The organism is Isoptericola jiangsuensis (assembly GCF_048320105.1).
In the GTDB taxonomy this organism is placed as follows: Bacteria; Actinomycetota; Actinomycetes; order Actinomycetales; family Cellulomonadaceae; genus Isoptericola; species Isoptericola jiangsuensis_A.
In genome coordinates this window covers 26,594-41,702 of sequence record NZ_CP182942.1, presented here as the reverse complement: position 1 = coordinate 41,702, position 15,109 = coordinate 26,594, and the positions used below count along the sequence as shown (strand labels likewise).

At 73.1% G+C, this 15,109-nt stretch carries 13 protein-coding genes; 2 read left to right on the top strand and 11 right to left on the bottom strand.

Annotated features, from left to right (window positions below; translation table 11 throughout):
• Nucleotides 1–14 precede the first annotated feature (14 nt).
• The gene (locus ACNHYB_RS00165) at nt 15–764 is read left to right on the top strand and encodes a YggS family pyridoxal phosphate-dependent enzyme (RefSeq protein WP_418276376.1); all 750 of its coding nucleotides are present in this window, start codon (nt 15–17) and stop codon (nt 762–764) included.
• A 15-nt stretch (nt 765–779) separates the two neighbouring features.
• Here ACNHYB_RS00165 and ACNHYB_RS00160 read toward each other — a convergent pair whose 3' ends face one another.
• From ACNHYB_RS00160 to ACNHYB_RS00110, 11 genes are all read right to left on the bottom strand, one after another.
• Nucleotides 780–1,163 (bottom strand): hypothetical protein, encoded by a 384-nt coding sequence (locus ACNHYB_RS00160; protein ID WP_418276375.1) that lies wholly within the window; start codon nt 1,161–1,163, stop codon nt 780–782.
• Nucleotides 1,160–3,613, bottom strand: coding sequence for an FAD-binding and (Fe-S)-binding domain-containing protein (locus tag ACNHYB_RS00155; RefSeq protein WP_418276374.1), 2,454 nt, complete (start codon nt 3,611–3,613; stop codon nt 1,160–1,162). Before ACNHYB_RS00155 ends, ACNHYB_RS00160 begins: the two co-directional genes overlap by 4 nt.
• Nucleotides 3,604–4,551: a BadF/BadG/BcrA/BcrD ATPase family protein gene (locus ACNHYB_RS00150; protein WP_418276373.1), complete on the bottom strand. Its 948-nt coding sequence runs from the start codon at nt 4,549–4,551 to the stop codon at nt 3,604–3,606. The genes ACNHYB_RS00155 and ACNHYB_RS00150 overlap by 10 nt, the downstream gene beginning before the upstream one ends.
• Entirely contained in the window at nt 4,548–5,471 is a 924-nt protein-coding gene (gene murQ, locus ACNHYB_RS00145) for an N-acetylmuramic acid 6-phosphate etherase (RefSeq protein ID WP_418276372.1), read from the bottom strand. The genes ACNHYB_RS00150 and murQ overlap by 4 nt, the downstream gene beginning before the upstream one ends.
• A complete protein-coding gene (locus ACNHYB_RS00140; protein WP_418276371.1) occupies nt 5,468–6,967 on the bottom strand; it encodes a sodium:solute symporter in 1,500 nt (499 codons plus the stop codon). The genes murQ and ACNHYB_RS00140 overlap by 4 nt, the downstream gene beginning before the upstream one ends.
• Nucleotides 6,968–7,014: 47 nt before the next feature.
• Nucleotides 7,015–8,202: an anhydro-N-acetylmuramic acid kinase gene (locus tag ACNHYB_RS00135; protein WP_418276370.1), complete on the bottom strand. Its 1,188-nt coding sequence runs from the start codon at nt 8,200–8,202 to the stop codon at nt 7,015–7,017.
• The gene (locus ACNHYB_RS00130) at nt 8,199–9,767 is read right to left on the bottom strand and encodes a glycoside hydrolase family 3 N-terminal domain-containing protein (RefSeq protein ID WP_418276369.1); all 1,569 of its coding nucleotides are present in this window, start codon (nt 9,765–9,767) and stop codon (nt 8,199–8,201) included. The genes ACNHYB_RS00135 and ACNHYB_RS00130 overlap by 4 nt, the downstream gene beginning before the upstream one ends.
• On the bottom strand, nt 9,764–10,606 hold the full coding sequence (locus ACNHYB_RS00125) for a carbohydrate ABC transporter permease (RefSeq protein ID WP_418276368.1): 843 nt from the start codon (nt 10,604–10,606) through the stop codon (nt 9,764–9,766). Before ACNHYB_RS00125 ends, ACNHYB_RS00130 begins: the two co-directional genes overlap by 4 nt.
• Nucleotides 10,603–11,571, bottom strand: a complete 969-nt coding sequence (locus ACNHYB_RS00120; RefSeq protein WP_418276367.1) for a carbohydrate ABC transporter permease — start codon at nt 11,569–11,571, stop codon at nt 10,603–10,605. Before ACNHYB_RS00120 ends, ACNHYB_RS00125 begins: the two co-directional genes overlap by 4 nt.
• Nucleotides 11,572–11,574: 3 nt before the next feature.
• On the bottom strand, nt 11,575–12,879 hold the full coding sequence (locus tag ACNHYB_RS00115) for a sugar ABC transporter substrate-binding protein (RefSeq protein ID WP_418276366.1): 1,305 nt from the start codon (nt 12,877–12,879) through the stop codon (nt 11,575–11,577).
• Between the two features lie 192 nt (nt 12,880–13,071).
• Nucleotides 13,072–14,148, bottom strand: coding sequence for a lipoate--protein ligase family protein (locus ACNHYB_RS00110; RefSeq protein ID WP_418276365.1), 1,077 nt, complete (start codon nt 14,146–14,148; stop codon nt 13,072–13,074).
• Nucleotides 14,149–14,233: 85 nt separating this feature from the next.
• Between ACNHYB_RS00110 and ACNHYB_RS00105 the strand changes: the two genes are divergently transcribed.
• Nucleotides 14,234–15,109 (top strand): MurR/RpiR family transcriptional regulator, encoded by an 876-nt coding sequence (locus tag ACNHYB_RS00105; protein WP_418276364.1) that lies wholly within the window; start codon nt 14,234–14,236, stop codon nt 15,107–15,109.

Here is a 15,109-nt window from a genome sequence, read left to right as displayed (position 1 = left end):
CTAGACTGGCCGGCATGGCTTCACCGCTCCACGACTCCGTCCTCGCCGCGCGCACCCGCATCGATGCCGCCGCACGCGCCGCCGGCCGCGAACCGGCATCGGTCCGGATGCTCCTGGCGACCAAGACCCAGGACGCCGCCACGGTGCTCGACGCCGTGGCGTCAGCACTGGAGATCGCGGCTGCACGCGGTGACGACACCCCGGTGCTGCTCGGGGAGAACCGCGTCCAGGAGCTCGTCGAGAAGGCGCCCGCCCTGACGGACCTCGTCGCCGCCGGACGACTGGACGTCCACATGATCGGCACCCTGCAGCGCAACAAGGTCAACCAGATGCTCGCCACCGTCACGGGCATGGAGTCGGTGGACCGGCTCTCCGTCGCGCAGGCCGTGGCGGCGCGCTGCGTGCGCGACGGACGCGTCCTGGACGTCATGGTGCAGGTCAACGTCTCCGAGGAGGACACCAAGGCCGGGGTGGCGCCGTCGGACGCCGTGGCGCTGGCCACCCAGGTGGCCGCGCTGGAGGGACTTCGCCTCACCGGGTTCCTGACGATCGGCGCGCGGTCCGACGACGACGCCGTCGTGCGGGCCGGGTTCGCGCGCCTGCGGGCCGTGCGCGCCGAGGTCCTGGCGTCCGGCGCGCCCGGCACCGACGACGCGCACGAGCTCTCCATGGGCATGTCGACCGACCTGGAGCTCGCCGTCGCGGAGGGCGCCACGATCGTGCGGGTCGGCACCGCGGTGTTCGGTGCCCGCCCGCCCCTCTGACGTGACGGACGCCCGTCAGTCCGGGGCGTCCACCGTGCTCGCGGCCACCTCGAGGAGATGGCGGTAGGAGCGCCGGGTCGCGCGGGACAGGGCGATCTCGCAGGCACGGTTGCACGAGGCGTGCTCGACCGCGTCGATCAGTGCGACCTCCGCCGCCTCGGCGGCCGTGGCCGCCGCGGTCAGCTCTGGGTGCAGCATCCCGCGGTCACCGGCGAAGCCGCAGCAGCCGGCATCGACCGGCACGTGCACCGCACGGGCGACCGTCTGCGCGACGGCCCGCAGGTCGTCGTCCGTGCCGGAGCGGGCCGACGCGCAGGTCGGGTGCAGGGTCAGCGTGTGGACCGGTCGGATGCGCTCGGGCGCGATGCGCGGCAGCACGCTGCGTCTGACGAAGGTCACCGCGTCCTCGACCTCGACGGCTCGCGGATCACCCTGGGCGCGCGCGTCGGCCATGATCCGTTGGACCCCCTCGGTGCACGAGGTCGCGTCGACCACCACGGGCACGTCCCGGCCGAGGTCGTCCCGGGCGGCCGCGACCGCTGCGAGGACGCGCTCGGCCATCCGGTCGTGCCCTGCGGTGTAGCCCTTGGAGGACCACGGCGTCCCGCAGCACAGGCCGTCCAGGCCGGGGGGACGGCGAGTCCGACGCCGGCCGCCCGGCACAGCCGCGCCACCGCCTCCTGCACGCCGGGGCCGTCGGCGGCGGGCGCGAACATGGCGCCCTGACAGCTCGGGAGGAACACCGCGGCGACGTCCTCCCGCACGCCGCGGCCGCCGGGCACCCGACTGCGCGCCCGCCCCCCGGAGGGCAGGTCGGGGGCCCAGCGCGGGACCGTGTCGTGCCCCAGGGCGGCCCGCGCCACCGTGTTGGAGGTCTCGACCAGCCGACGCGGCGCCCGCCGGGCGGTGTCCAGCACGGTCCCGACCGTCGCGGTCACCGCCGACCAGTGCTGGGCCGCCACCCCCCAGACCTGCTGCTCCGCGCGTCCTCGGTCCTGGGCCCGCAGGCGCTTGACCAGCGCTCCGGTGTCGATCCCGACCGGGCAGGCCGTGGCGCACATCCCGTCGGCGGCGCACGTCTGCAGGCCGTCGTAGTCGAAGTTCGCGTCAATCTCGTCCACGAGCTCCCGGTCGCCGTCCGCCTCGGCCCGGGCCCGCACCCGCCGGGCGACGATGCGCTGGCGAGGTGTCAGGGTCAGGTCCCGACTGGGGCACACCGGTTCGCAGTACCCGCACTCGACGCAGCGGTCGACCTCCTCCTCCACCCGGTCCACCGGCTTGAGGTCGCGGAGGTGTGCCCGCCGGTCGTCGGTGAGCACCACACCGGGATTGAGGATCCCGGCGGGGTCGAAGGCCTCCTTGACCCGGCGCATCACCTCCACGAGCCCTGGGGAGTACTGGCGCGGGACGAACGGGGCCATGGCACGTCCGGTGCCGTGCTCGGCCTTGAGGTTGCCGCCGTGCCGCAGCACGAGATCCACCAGGTCCTCGGTGAACGCCTCGAGGCGTGCGACGGCCGCGGGGTCCTCCAGGTCGTCCGTCAGCATGAAGTGCAGGTTGCCGTCCTTCGCGTGCCCGAAGATGACCGGGTCGACGTAGCCGTGCGCCGCGAGCAGCGTCGACAGCTCGCGGCACGCGTCGGCGAGGTGCTCGACGGGGACCACCACGTCCTCGAGCAGCGCCGTGGTCCCGGACGGTCGCGCGCCCGCCACCGCGGCGTACAGGCCCTTGCGCACCGTCCAGAGGGCGGCCCGCTCCCCCGCGTCGGTGGTGAGCCGCACCGGCACGGTCGTCGGCAGCCGCGACAACGACTCCTGCGCGGCGCCGACCGTCCGTTCGAGCGTCGCGCGGTCGTCCGCGCGGTACTCGATCAGCACCGCCGCGTGCTCGTCGACGTGGAGGTCACGCATCGTCGTCGGCACGGACGCCGACCGCTGGGCGACCCGCAAGGACGTGGCGTCCATCAGCTCCAGGGCGGCGGCCCCGGTCGCGACCAGCGCCGGCAGCACGGCGGCAGCGGCCTCCACGCTGTCGAGCACCAGCAGGCCCGTCGCGGCCGCGGGCTGGACGGGCACCGTCCGGAAGACCGCCTCGGCGACGAACCCGAGCGTCCCCTCCGACCCCACGAGCAGCAGGCGCAGGATGTCGAGCGGGTCGTCGGCGTCGCAGAACGCGTCGACCCCGTAGCCGATCGTGTTCTTCATCGCGAACCGCGCTCGGATCTCCGCGACGGCCGCTGCGTCGGCCCTGACCTGGTCCCGCAGCTCCTCCAGCACCGAGACCAGACGCGGCTCGTCCTGCCGGAGACGGGCGGCCGCACCGGGTGCCGCCGTGTCGACCACCGTTCCGGAGGCGAGCACCGCCGTCACCGCCTCCAGGGTGCGGTAGCTGTTGTGCTCGGTGCCCGCCGCCATCCCGGAGGAGTTGTTCGCCACCACTCCGCCGATCGTGCACGCGGACTCGCTGGCCGGGTCCGGACCGAGCGCCCTGCCGTACGGGGCGAGCCGGGCGTTGACGGCCCGCACGGTGGCACCGGGCTGCACCCGCACCCGGGCACCGTCGTCCAGCACCTCGATCCCCCGGAAGCCGCGGCGGGTGTCCAGCAGCACGCCCGCACCGCAGGCCTGTCCGGACAGGCTCGTGCCGGCGGACCGCAACGTCACCGGTGCGGCGTGCCGCTCGGCCACGGCGAACACGCGTGCCACGTCGGCGGCGTCGTGGGCGACCGCGACGACGTCGGGCACGAGCAGGTAGTGCGAGGCGTCGTGGGCCCGCGCGTGGCGGTCCAGCGCACCGGTCATCACCTGTCCGGCCCCCAGGGCCTCGACCAGGTCCTCGATCAGGTCCACACGAACCCTTTCTGCTCCTCGACCCCGTCCACGCTCGCCGATCGGGCGAGAGCCAGCGCGCCGTCCAGGGGGTCCCCCGCCGGCTCCTGGACCCGCACGTCGGGGCGCAGAGCGGCGACCGTCGTCGAGAACGCGGACCGAAGCACCCCGTCCGCCGCCCGGGCGAGCCCACCGGTCAGCGCCACCACGGCCGGCGTGCCCGGCCCGAGCGCGGCGACGGCGCTGCGGGCCGCGTCGGCACCGGCGTCGGCCACGACGCGGTGCGCCGTCGGCTCACCCTGCGCGGCCAGGTCGACGACGTCCACGGCGAAGGTCGCCAGCACGCCGGCCCGGTCGGGACGGGTGTACAGCTGTCCCGGCCAGGTCTCCGGGTCGCCGAGCCGCCGTCGGGCCGCGTCGAGCAGCACCGCACCGGCCGCGTCCACACCGTCGTGAGCCCGCAGCGCGGCCCGCAGAGCTTCCATGCCGACCAGGGCTCCGCTGCCCCGGTCGCCGAGCAGGTGTCCCCAGCCGTCGACACGGGCCCACCCGAGGTCACCGGACGGTCCGCCGTACCCCACGGCGATCGCCCCTGTGCCGAGCACGACCACGGCGCCGCCGGCGCCGCCCAGCGCGCCGAGGTGAGCGGTCACCGCGTCGATCGCCACCGCCGTCGGGGCGTGGGTCGTGCTGCGGACCGCCCGCGCCAGCTCGGCCGGGTCGGCGACCAGGGACCCCAGGCCCGTCGCACCGACGGCGACGCCGTCGAGCACGGCCGTCTCGTCGGGCCACCGCTGCCGCGCGGCGGCCAGGAGGGCGAGCACCAGCTCCGGGACGGTGCTGCCGTCCGGGCCCACCTCGGCCCGCCCGCCCAGGATCTCCTCGCGCGGGACCGCGTCGTCGCGCGAGAGGGCGACACGGCTGCCCGACCCGCCGACGTCGATCGCCAGGACGGTCACGAGCCTGCACCGCCGTGGCCGTCGAGCTCCGCGAGCGCCGCACGGACCGAGCCGTCCGTGCGTGCCAGGGCGTGCCGGGCCGGCGCCGGGTCGGCGGCTGCGAGCGCGACCACGATGGCCGTCTTGAGGTCACCGTCGCAGCGTTCCAGCAGGATCCGTGCCTCGGCCTCCGCGACGCCGGTGGCCTCCTGCAGGATCCGCACGGTGCGTTCACGGAGCTTGGCGTTGGTGGCCACCACCGAGACCATGAGGTTCCCGAAGGTGCGCCCCACGGCGATCATCAGGGCGGTGGAGAACCCGTTGAGCACGAGCTTCTGCGCGGTACCGGCCTTCAGCCGGGTCGATCCGGTCACGACCTCGGGACCCGTGCGCAGCACGATGTCGGTGTCGACGCCCGCCGCGAGCGGGGCGCCGGGGTTGCTCGAGACGAGCACCGTGTAGGCGCCCGCCGCACGTGCCGCCTCGAGCGCCCCGCCCACGTAGGGCGTGGACCCGCTCGCCGCCAGACCGATCGCGACGTCGTCCGGGCCGAGACCCGCGGCGTCCCGGCGGCCCTCGGCGGCCGAGTCCTCGGCGTCCTCGACTGCCCGCACGAGCGCGTCGGACCCGCCGGCGATGTGCCCGACGACGCGGCCGGGCGGGAGGTTGTAGGTGGGCATCAGCTCGCTGGCGTCGAGCACGCCGAGACGGCCCGACGTCCCGGCCCCGAAGTAGTGCACCGTCCCGCCACGTCGGAAACGTTCGGCGGCGAGGTCCACGACGTCGGCCAGCCGGGGCAGCACCTCGGCGACGGCGTCGACCGCGACGTGGTCCTCGCGGTTGATCCGGCGCAGCACCTCGATCGTGCCGACCGTGTCGATGTCCTCGGTTGCGGGGTGGCGCTGCTCGGTGGGCGACAGCGACGTCCTGGCCGGCGTCATCGGACCTCCTCCGCGGCCTCGACCGGCGCGGGCCGGGCCGGGTGCCGCAGGGAGAGCAGGCCCCCCACGACGAACGTGGTGATCACGCCGAGCAGCGGGTACCACTGCCAGGCGACCCAGACCTCGCCGGTCACGTACTTCTCCATGACGAAGAAGTACAGGTTGACGCCGACGGCGGCGACGAACGCCACGTTCGCGTCGAGTGCCGTGGCCCGCTTGTCGACGATCCCGAAGACGAAGGCACCGAGGAGCCCTCCGTAGGTGATCCCGGCGATGCCGAGCGCGAGGACGACGATGTTGCCCTCGTCGGACTGGAAGAACACCGCGGGAGCGATGAAGGCCAGGCCCCACCCGATCGTCGCCCAGCGTCCCACCCGCAGCCCTTCGGCGTCGGTGACGGGTGTCCGGCGCAGCTTGGCGTACACGTCGGTCACCGTCGAGGAGGACAGGGCGCTCAGCGACGACGACAGCGTGCTCATCGCGGCCGCCAGGATCGCGGCGAGCAGCAGTCCCGACACCCCCACGGGCAGCCCCTCGACGATGAACTTCGGGAAGATCTCGTCGTCGCGGGTCAGCCCGAGCTGGTCGGGGGTCATCTGGTCGTAGTAGCCCCACAGTGCGAGGCCGACCGCGAGGAAGACGGCGAACTGGAAGAAGACCACCACGCCGGACCAGATGAGCGCCTTCTGCGCCTCGACCTTGCTGCGGCACGCGAGCAGCCGCTGGACCACGAGCTGGTCGGCGCCGTGGGACGCCATGGCGAAGACCGCGCCGCCCAGCAGGGACGCCACGAACGACGACGGGTCCGAGATCGGGTCGCCGGAGAAGACGAACATCTGCAGCTTGCCGGCGTCGGCCGCCTCGGTGAGCCAGCCGCCGCCCGTCTGCACGGAGATCACCACGATGGCCAGGATCCCGCCCAGGACGTACAGCAGCATCTGGGCGACGTCGACCCACACCACCGCGCGGATGCCGCCGATGAACGTGTAGACGATGGTCACGACCGCCAGGACGACGATGATCGTGAAGTAGTTGGTGGTGATGCCGAGCCCGTCGAGGATGAGCTTGAGCGGGATCGCCGCGGCCAGGACGCGCACGCCGTCGGCCAGCAGTCGCGTGATGAGGAACGTCACCCCGGCCGTGGTCTGGGTGCTCGGCCCGAAGCGCTTGCCGAGGTAGGCGTACGCGGTGACCATCTCGCCGTCGTAGTAGCGCGGCAGCATCAGGAACGCCACCACGACGCGCCCCAGCAGGTAGCCGAGCGCCACCTGCAGGAACGAGATGTTCCCGACGAAGCTCATCACCGGGGTCCCCACCACGGTCAAGGCGCTGGTCTCGGTGGCGACCACGGACAGGCACACGGCCCACCACGGCAGGTTCCGGCTGCCCAGGAAGTAGTCCCGCAGGCCCTTCTGCCGTCCTGCCAGCCGCAGGCCCAGCCAGGCGGTCGCGGCCAGGTAGGCGACGATCACTACCAGGTCGACGGTGTGCAGCATGTCGTTCTCCCTCGTCGGTCTCGGGGACGTCGGTGAGTCGTTCGCGGTCAGCGCACCCGCAGCGCGGCGGGCAGGTCGATCAGGGGTTCGGGCAGACGCAGCGGTGCGGCGCCGGGAGTGAGACGGCCGGCGACGGTGCCGTGCGAGGCACCCGTGACGCTGGGCAGGGTGGCGGGGAGCCCGTGCCAGGTCAGCCAGCCGATCAGGGCCATCAGGCACGCCTCCTTGGCTCCCTCGCGAAGCCCGAAGGTCGCGTCCGTGGTGGACAGCGTCACCGCCGGGCCGAGCTCGCGGCGCAGCGCGGCCATCAGCACCGGGTTGCGGGTCCCGCCTCCGGAGGCGACGACGGTGCCGACGCCCTGGTCGCGGCACGCGTCGGCGACGGTGCGGGCGGTGAGCGCCGTGAGGGTCGCCACCACGTCGTGGGGGTCCAGGTCGCGACGACCCGCGAGGAAGCGGTCCAGGTACGCGCCGTGGAAGAGCTCCTTGCCCGTCGACTTCGGCGCGGGCAGGCGGTAGTAGGGCTCGGTGAGCAGGTCCTCCAGCAACGGTGCCGAGACCTCGCCCCGGGCGGCGAGCAGCCCGTCGCGGTCGAAACCACGCTCGGAGCCGAGGATGCGTCGTGCGGCGAGGTCGACGAGGGCGTTCGCCGGTCCCGTGTCGAACGCGATCGTGTCGCGGCCCGGCGCCACCACCGTGATGTTGGCGATGCCGCCGAGGTTGAGGGCAGCGGTGGGTTCGCCGGTGCCGGCGAGCAGCAGGTGGTCGAGGATGCTCGCCAACGGTGCACCCTGGCCGCCGGCGGCCACGTCGCGCGACCGGACGTCCGAGAGCACCGGGTACCCCGTGCTCTCGGCGACCCAGGCGGGCTGCCCGAGCTGCCATGTCGAGGTGACGACGCCGTCGGAGACGTCGTGGCGGACCGTCTGCCCGTGCATGACCACCAGGTCGCAGGTCGCCCCGGCAGCCGCGCAGGTCGTGGTCACGGCGTCCGCGCAGAGCCGGCCCAGCCGGGCGTCGACGCTGCTGACCAGCGACAGCGGGACGTCGTACGGTTCGAGCAGCCGCAGGATGTCGTGCGCGAGCTCGTCGGGGAAGTCCATCTCTTGCCGGTCGAGCAGGTGCAGGGTCAGCTCCCCGGGACCGGCACCGCGCTCGCGGTCCGGCCGGATCTCGACGAGGGCCACGTCGAGGCCGTCGGCGGACGTCCCGGACATGAGGCCGGCGATGATCATCGGTCGTCTCCTGCGAGCAGTCGGACGGCGGCGTCGGCGGTGGCCCGCCCGGTGCCGTGGGTCATGACGACGGCCGGGCGCCCCTCCGTGCCGGTCGGGCCGAACCAGCGGTCGACGGCGGAGCGCACTCCCGTGTGCAGCACCACCACGTCCGGGTGTGCGGCCACGAACGAGACAGCGCGTTCCCTGTCGGCGTCGGTCGACGGCGGCTCCCGGGTCAGGAGCAGCGTCGGGCGCCCGCCGTGCTCAGCGTCGCCGGTCGGCTCCGTGGGGCGCTGGTCCGGCCCGTGGAGGGCCAGGTCCGGCCAGCGTCGGCGCAGGGCGCCGACGACGTGCCTGCCCCGGTCGCCGGCCGCGTGGTCCGCCCGTCGGCGCAGGTCCACGACGGCCGGCGCCGCCACGCAGTGCGGGGTGTGCGCCGGGTCCTCGGCGCGCACCGCCGCCTGGGCGGCGCACCGACCGATCTCGTCCAGCTCGGCCAGCGCCCGGTCGGCGGCCTCCGGGCCGCGGGTCGTCCCGGCACCGTGTCGCCGGGCTCGCAGCGCGGCCGCGCAGGCGGCGGTCCGCACGGCAGACGCGGCCAGCCGTTCCAGGGTGATCCGACCGGTCCCGACGGCCTCCAGGAGGGCCTGGACGGCGTCCTCGAAGAGCGCCCGGTCGTCCCGCCCGGCCGTCGTGCCGAGGCACAGCAGGTCCGCCCCCGCCTCGACGGCGCGCACGGCGACCTCGCCCAGGTGGGCGCCGTCGGACACGGCGCCCATGTCGAGGGCGTCGGTGATCACCGGCCCGTCGAGGCCGAGCTCGCGGGCGAGCGCGACCGTCGCCGGTTCCAACGACGCCGGGCCGGGCCCGAGCTCGGGGACCACGACGTGCGCCAGCATCACGGCGTCCAGGCCCGCAGAGGCCGGGTCGGCGCGGTGGGCGTCGACGAACGGCACCAGGTCGCGGCGGCGCAGGTCGTCCAGGGTGGCGGTCACCCGGGGCAGGTCGACGTGCGAGTCCACCGTGGTCCCGCCGTGCCCGGGGAAGTGCTTGGCGCAGGCGCCGACACCGGCGTCGTGCAGGCCGTCCACGTACGCCCGCCCGTGCCGCGACACCCTGGCCGGGTCGTCGCCGAAGGCCCGGGTGCCGATCACCGGGTTGCCCGGCGCGTCCACGTCGAGCACGGGGGCGAGGTCGAGGTCGACGCCGCAGGAGGCCAGGAGCCGGCCCAGCGCCCGGGCGACCGCACGGGTCGTTGCGACGTCGTCGACGACGCCGAGAGCGGCGGCCGACGGCACGGAGGACCCGTGCTCGGCCTCCAACCGGGAGACGTCGCCGCCCTCCTCGTCGATCGTGACGAGCAGGTCGGCACGGACGTCGTGCAGCTGGGTGGTCAGCCGTGCGGTCGTGCGGACGTCCGGGGTGTTGTGCCCGAACAGCACGACACCGGCCAGACCGTCGCGTGCGGCGTCCAGCAGCCATCCGGGGGCCGAGGTGCCCGAGAATCCCGGCAGCAGCATGCCGAGCACGGCTCGGCGCGCGTCCTGCAGGTCGGGGGTCGGCTCGTGGTGCGTCGTCGTCATCCCTTGACGGCTCCCGAGGTCAGGCCGGCGGCGAGGCGCCGCTGGACCAGGATGAAGAAGATCATCACCGGGACGGTGATGAGGGTGGAGGCCGCCATGATGGCGCCCCACTCGTTGGAGAACTGCCCGAAGAAGGACCGCAGGCCGATGGCCACCGTGTAGTTCTCGGTGGCCCCGCCGAGCAGCGTCATCGCGAACAGGAACTCGTTCCAGGCGGTGATGAAGCTGAAGATGCTGGTCGCGACCAGCCCGGGTGCCACGAGGGGGAACAGCACGGAGCGGAACATGCGCCCCCAGCTCGCGCCGTCGATGTAGGCGGCCTCCTCCAGCTCGACCGGGACGGCCGCCACGAACCCGCGCAGCATCCAGATGGCGAACGGCAGCGCCAGCGCGACGTACACCACGACCAGGCCCAGCAGCGTCTCGAGCAGCTGCAGGTTGCGCACCTGGACGAACAGCGGGATCACCAGGGCCTCGAGCGGGACCATCTGCACCACGAGGATCATCAGCAGGATCTGCGTGCGGAACCTGAACCTGAACCGGGCGACCGCCACCGACGCCAGCAGGGCGAGCACCGCCGAGGCCAGGACCGTGATGAGCGCCACCACCGCGGAGTTGCGCAGGAAGACGTCGAAGCCGCCCTCGGTGAGCACGAACCTGAAGTGCTCGAGGGTGGGCTCGGCCGGGACGAACGAGGTGCCCAGGCCCGCCTTGGCGTCGAAGGCGCTGACCAGCATCCAGTAGGCGGGGAACAGCGTGAAGACGAGCAGGAGCACGACGGCGACGGCCTTGCCCGCCTGGGCTCGCGGCGTCGGGCGTCGGGCGCTGAGGACGCTCACAGCTCTTCCTCCTTGAGGATGGTGCGGATGTAGACGACGGTGATCGCCAGCAGCATCAGGGTCAGCAGCACCGCGATCGCGGAGCCGAAGCCGTAGCGGTTCTGCCCGAACGACTCCACGTAGGACCAGACCCCGAGGTTGAGCACCTCCCGGTTCGTTCCGGCGCCGCCGGGCATGAGGAACACCTGCGCGAACACCTTGAAGTCCCAGATGGTCGACATGATGACCACCACGGCGAACACCTGGCGCAGCTGCGGGACGATGATCGAGAAGAACCGGCGCCACCCCCCGGCCCCGTCGATCTCGGCCGCCTCGATCAGCTCCCTCGGGACGCCCAGCAGGGCCGCGAGCACCGTCACCGCCACGAACGGGAATCCGTGGTGGACGACGTTGAGCAGCACGATCGCGTAGAAGCTCCACCGGTCGGTGAACCAGTTCACCGGGGCGTCCTGCAGGCCGAGGCCCTGCAGCACGTGGTTGAAGACCCCGCGATCGGCGTCGAAGATCCACACCCACACATAGGTCCCGGTGACGGCGGGCATCGCCCAGGCGGCCATGATGCAGCTCGAGACCACGGTGCGCCACACGGTGCCCAGGGACGCGAGCAGGACTGCCACAGCGGTGCCGAACGCCACCGTCGCCGCCACCGCCAGGATCGCGAAGCCGATCGTGTTCGGCAGGACGACGGCCCAGAGCTGCTCCGAGGTGAGCACCTCGACGAAGTTGCCGAGGCCGATCCAGTTGGACTCGCCGGAGACGATCTCCGGCAGCCCGTAGTCCTGGAGCGAGAACAGGAAGACCCGCACCAGCGGCCAGAGCATGAGCACGGCCAGCACCGCGAGGCCCGGTGCGAGCAGCAGCCACGGGCGGGTCCGGACGACCCAGGAACGGCCGCGGCCGTTCCTGGTGCGGGTGGACGGCGGCGCACCGTCCACCCGCACCGTGTCAGGAGCGGTCGACGCCATGCGTCAGCTGCCCCCGTTGAGCAGACCGGTCATCTCCTCGGCTGCCGCGGAGCTCGCGGTGGCGACGTCGGCGTTGCCCGAGAGGATCGACTGCATCATCGTCGACGTGGTGGCCTTGGCCTGCACCGCGCCGAAGTGGGGCGACACCGGGACCGAGGCGCCGCCCTCGACGAACTGTTCGGCGAACGGCGCGACCAGGGGGTCGGTGCTGGCCAGCGTCTCGTCCAGCAGCGACGTCTGGCCGGGGAAGTAGCCCGCCTGCTCGGCCCACTTCGTGGCGAACTCGCCGGTGGTCATCATCTCGATGAACGCGAACGCGAGGTCCTGGTTCTCGGCGGTGGAGAACATGCTCAGGTGGGATCCGCCGAGCACGGACGGGGCGATGCCGCCGTCCTGACCGGGGATGGGCACCGCCGCGAACTTGCCCTCCATGTCGGGGTTGGCCTCCACGATCGCCCCCGGTGTCCAGGAGCCCATGACGGCCATGCCGACCTCGCCGGCGGCGAAGGAGTCCAGGACGTCCGTCTCGCGCCAGGTGGTCGCCCCTGCCGAGGACAGGCCGTCCGCGGCGAGCCCGGTCCAGAACTCGAGGCCCTCCTGCGACGCGGTGCTGTCGAGCTGGGACGTCCACGTCTCCCCGTCCAGGGTGGCGACGTCGCCGCCCGCGCCCCAGATCCAGGGGTAGACGGTGAACTCGGCGTCACCGGGCACGGCGACGGCGATCTTGTCGGGCAGCTCCTGCTTGATCGTCCGCGCGGCGTCCTCGAGCTCGGCCCACGTGGTGGGGGGTTCGACGCCGGCCTGCTCGAAGATCTCGGTGTTGTAGACCAGCGAACGGACCCCGGCGTACCACGGCATGCCGTAGAGCTCGCCGTCGTAGGTACCGGCCTCCACCAGGCCCTCGACGAGATCTCCGTCGAGCCCGGCGTCGGCGACGGCGTCGCCCAGGGGGGCCAGCGCACCGGCGTCGGCGAACTCGGGCGTCCAGGTGGTCCCCGTCTCGGCCACGTCCGGAGTGGTCCCGCCGGCGATGGAGGTGACGAAGCGGTCGTGCGCGTCTCCCCACTCGACGAACTCGACGTCGAGCTCTGCGCCGGTCTGCTCGGTGAACGCCGTGCCGACCTCGTCGAAGAAGTCGTCCGCACTGGGGTTGGTGCCCTGCATGATCCACACCTCGAGGGTCTGGCCCTCGGCGTCCGTCGCACCCTGGGTGCTGCCGTCGTCGGACCCTGAGCATCCGGCCAGGGCCAGCGCCACGGCGGCGGCCGTGGCAGTGGTGGCAGTGGCACGGGAGTCGAGCCGCTTCATCGCGTTCCTCCGTCGTTCGATCGGGCGCCGGCAGGCAGGCATCACCGTCGCCTGCCGACTGAAATTAACTTTCTACGTCATCGTTCAACGTGAAGATTAGTGCCATCTTGGCACAGGCGAAAGCCCCGGTCGACATCGTGATCGGACGGTGACCTTCCCCCACGAGGCCAGGAGGTCACCCGGCAGGGTGGATCAGGGCACCCGGTGCAACCACTCCGGCGTCGCGAACTTGGTGCGCACCAGCTCCTCGGCCCGCGCGAGCTCCTCGGGCCGCAGCGCCGACTCCTCGGTGCGGTGGTGCTCGACGAAGTGTCGCGCCAGCTCCTCGACGACGGCGTCCCGCGCCATCCCGGTCTGCGAGCGCAACGGGTCGACCCGCTTGTTCGCGCTGCGGGTGCCCTTGTCGGACATCTTCTCGCGGCCGATCCTCAGCACCTGCGTCATCTTGTCCGCGTCGATGTCGTAGGCCATGGTCATGTGGTGCAGCACGGCGCCGCCGGCCAGCCGCTTCTGGGCCGACCCCGCGATCTTGCCCGCCGGGGAGGCGACGTCGTTCATGCCCGAGAACCGGGCCTCGACGCCCATCGCGCCGAGAGCGTCCAGCACCCAGCGGTCCAGGAACGCGTAGGACTGCTCGAAGCTGAGACCGTCGACGAGCGAGCCCGGCACGACCAGCGAGAACGTCACGCAGTTCCCCGCCTCCATGAACATGGCGCCGCCGCCGGAGATGCGCCGCACCACCGTGACGTCGTGGGCCGCGACACCCTCCTCGTCGACCTCGTTGCGGTACGACTGGAACGAGCCGATGAACACCGCACGTTCGTCCCACTCCCAGAACCGCAGGGTCGGGCCGCGTTCACCCGAGGCCAGCTCCTCGGTGAGGACCTGGTCCAGCGCCGCGAGGGTGCGCGGCGGGAGCGGGCCAGGTCGGAGCACCTCGAAGGTGTGGTCGTCCCAGGTGGTGGCCAGCCCGAGCGCGCGCCGCACGGCCACGGCGACCGCGCGCGCGTCGAAGCCGACCATCGCCACCGGGCCGGCGAGCGCACCCGTGCGCTCCGCCTCGTCGAGGCCGTCGGTCACCCGACGGGCCAGCTCCCCCGTGGGGGTCGACGCCGCGGCGCCGGTCAGCGCACGGTCGATGACCTCCAGGGCCTCGTCGGGCTCGAGGAAGAAGTCTCCCGAGAGCCGTACGTCCACGAGCCGATCGTCCTCGACCGCCAGGTCGACCGCCACGAGCTTGCCGCCGGGAACCTTGTACTCTCCTCGCACCGGACCACCGTAACCCCGCGCGACGCCGGGACCGGTGCCAGACTGAGCCCGAGGCGGGACCCGTCGAGGGGAAGGAGGACGTCTCGTGGACGGAGACCTGCTCGTCAGGTTGCGCCAGATGCTGCCCGACCTGCGACCGGCCGAGCAGCGCATCGCCGAGACGGTCCTGGCCGACCCGGTCTCCGTGGTCGGCGCGACGATCGCCGACCTGGCCACCCGTGCCGGGGTGTCGCAGGCGAGCGTGGTCCGCTTCTGCCGCACCGCCGGGTACGAGGGCTACCCGGGCTTCCGGATCGACCTCGCCCGGACGACGAGCCGCCGCGCCGCCGAGCACGAGCGCTCCGGCGTGGCCGAGGGCGAGATCACCCGCGACGACGACCTCGCCGACGTCGTGTCCAAGATCGCCTTCCACGAGGCCCGCACCATCGAGGGCACCGCCCGGTCCATCGACCTCCAGGCGCTCGAGCGCACCGTCCGCGCGGTGGTCGACGCCGACCGGGTCGACGTCTACGGCGTGGGCGCCTCCGGCCTCACCGCACAGGACCTCGGGCAGAAGCTTGCCCGCATCGGCCTGGTCTGCTTCGCGCCCGTGGACTCCCACCAGCAGCTCCAGTCGGCCGCGGTGCTCGGTCCTGGATCGGTCGCGATCGGCATCTCCCACACCGGGCGGACCGTCGAGGTCCACCAGGCGCTCTCGCTGGCGCGCAGGCGCGGTGCGACGACGGTGACCGTGACCAACTTCCCGGCCTCGCCCCTGGCCCGCGTCTCCGACGTCGTCCTGACGACGTCGGTGCGCGAGACGCAGTTCCGCACCGGCGCGCTCGCCAGCCGCATCGCCCAGCTGGCCGTGATCGACTTCCTGTTCGTCAACGTCGCCCAGCGCCGGTTCGACGCGACGTCCGAGGCGCTGAAGCACACCTATGAGGCCGTCCAGCAGCACCGGATGGCGCCCGGCACCTGA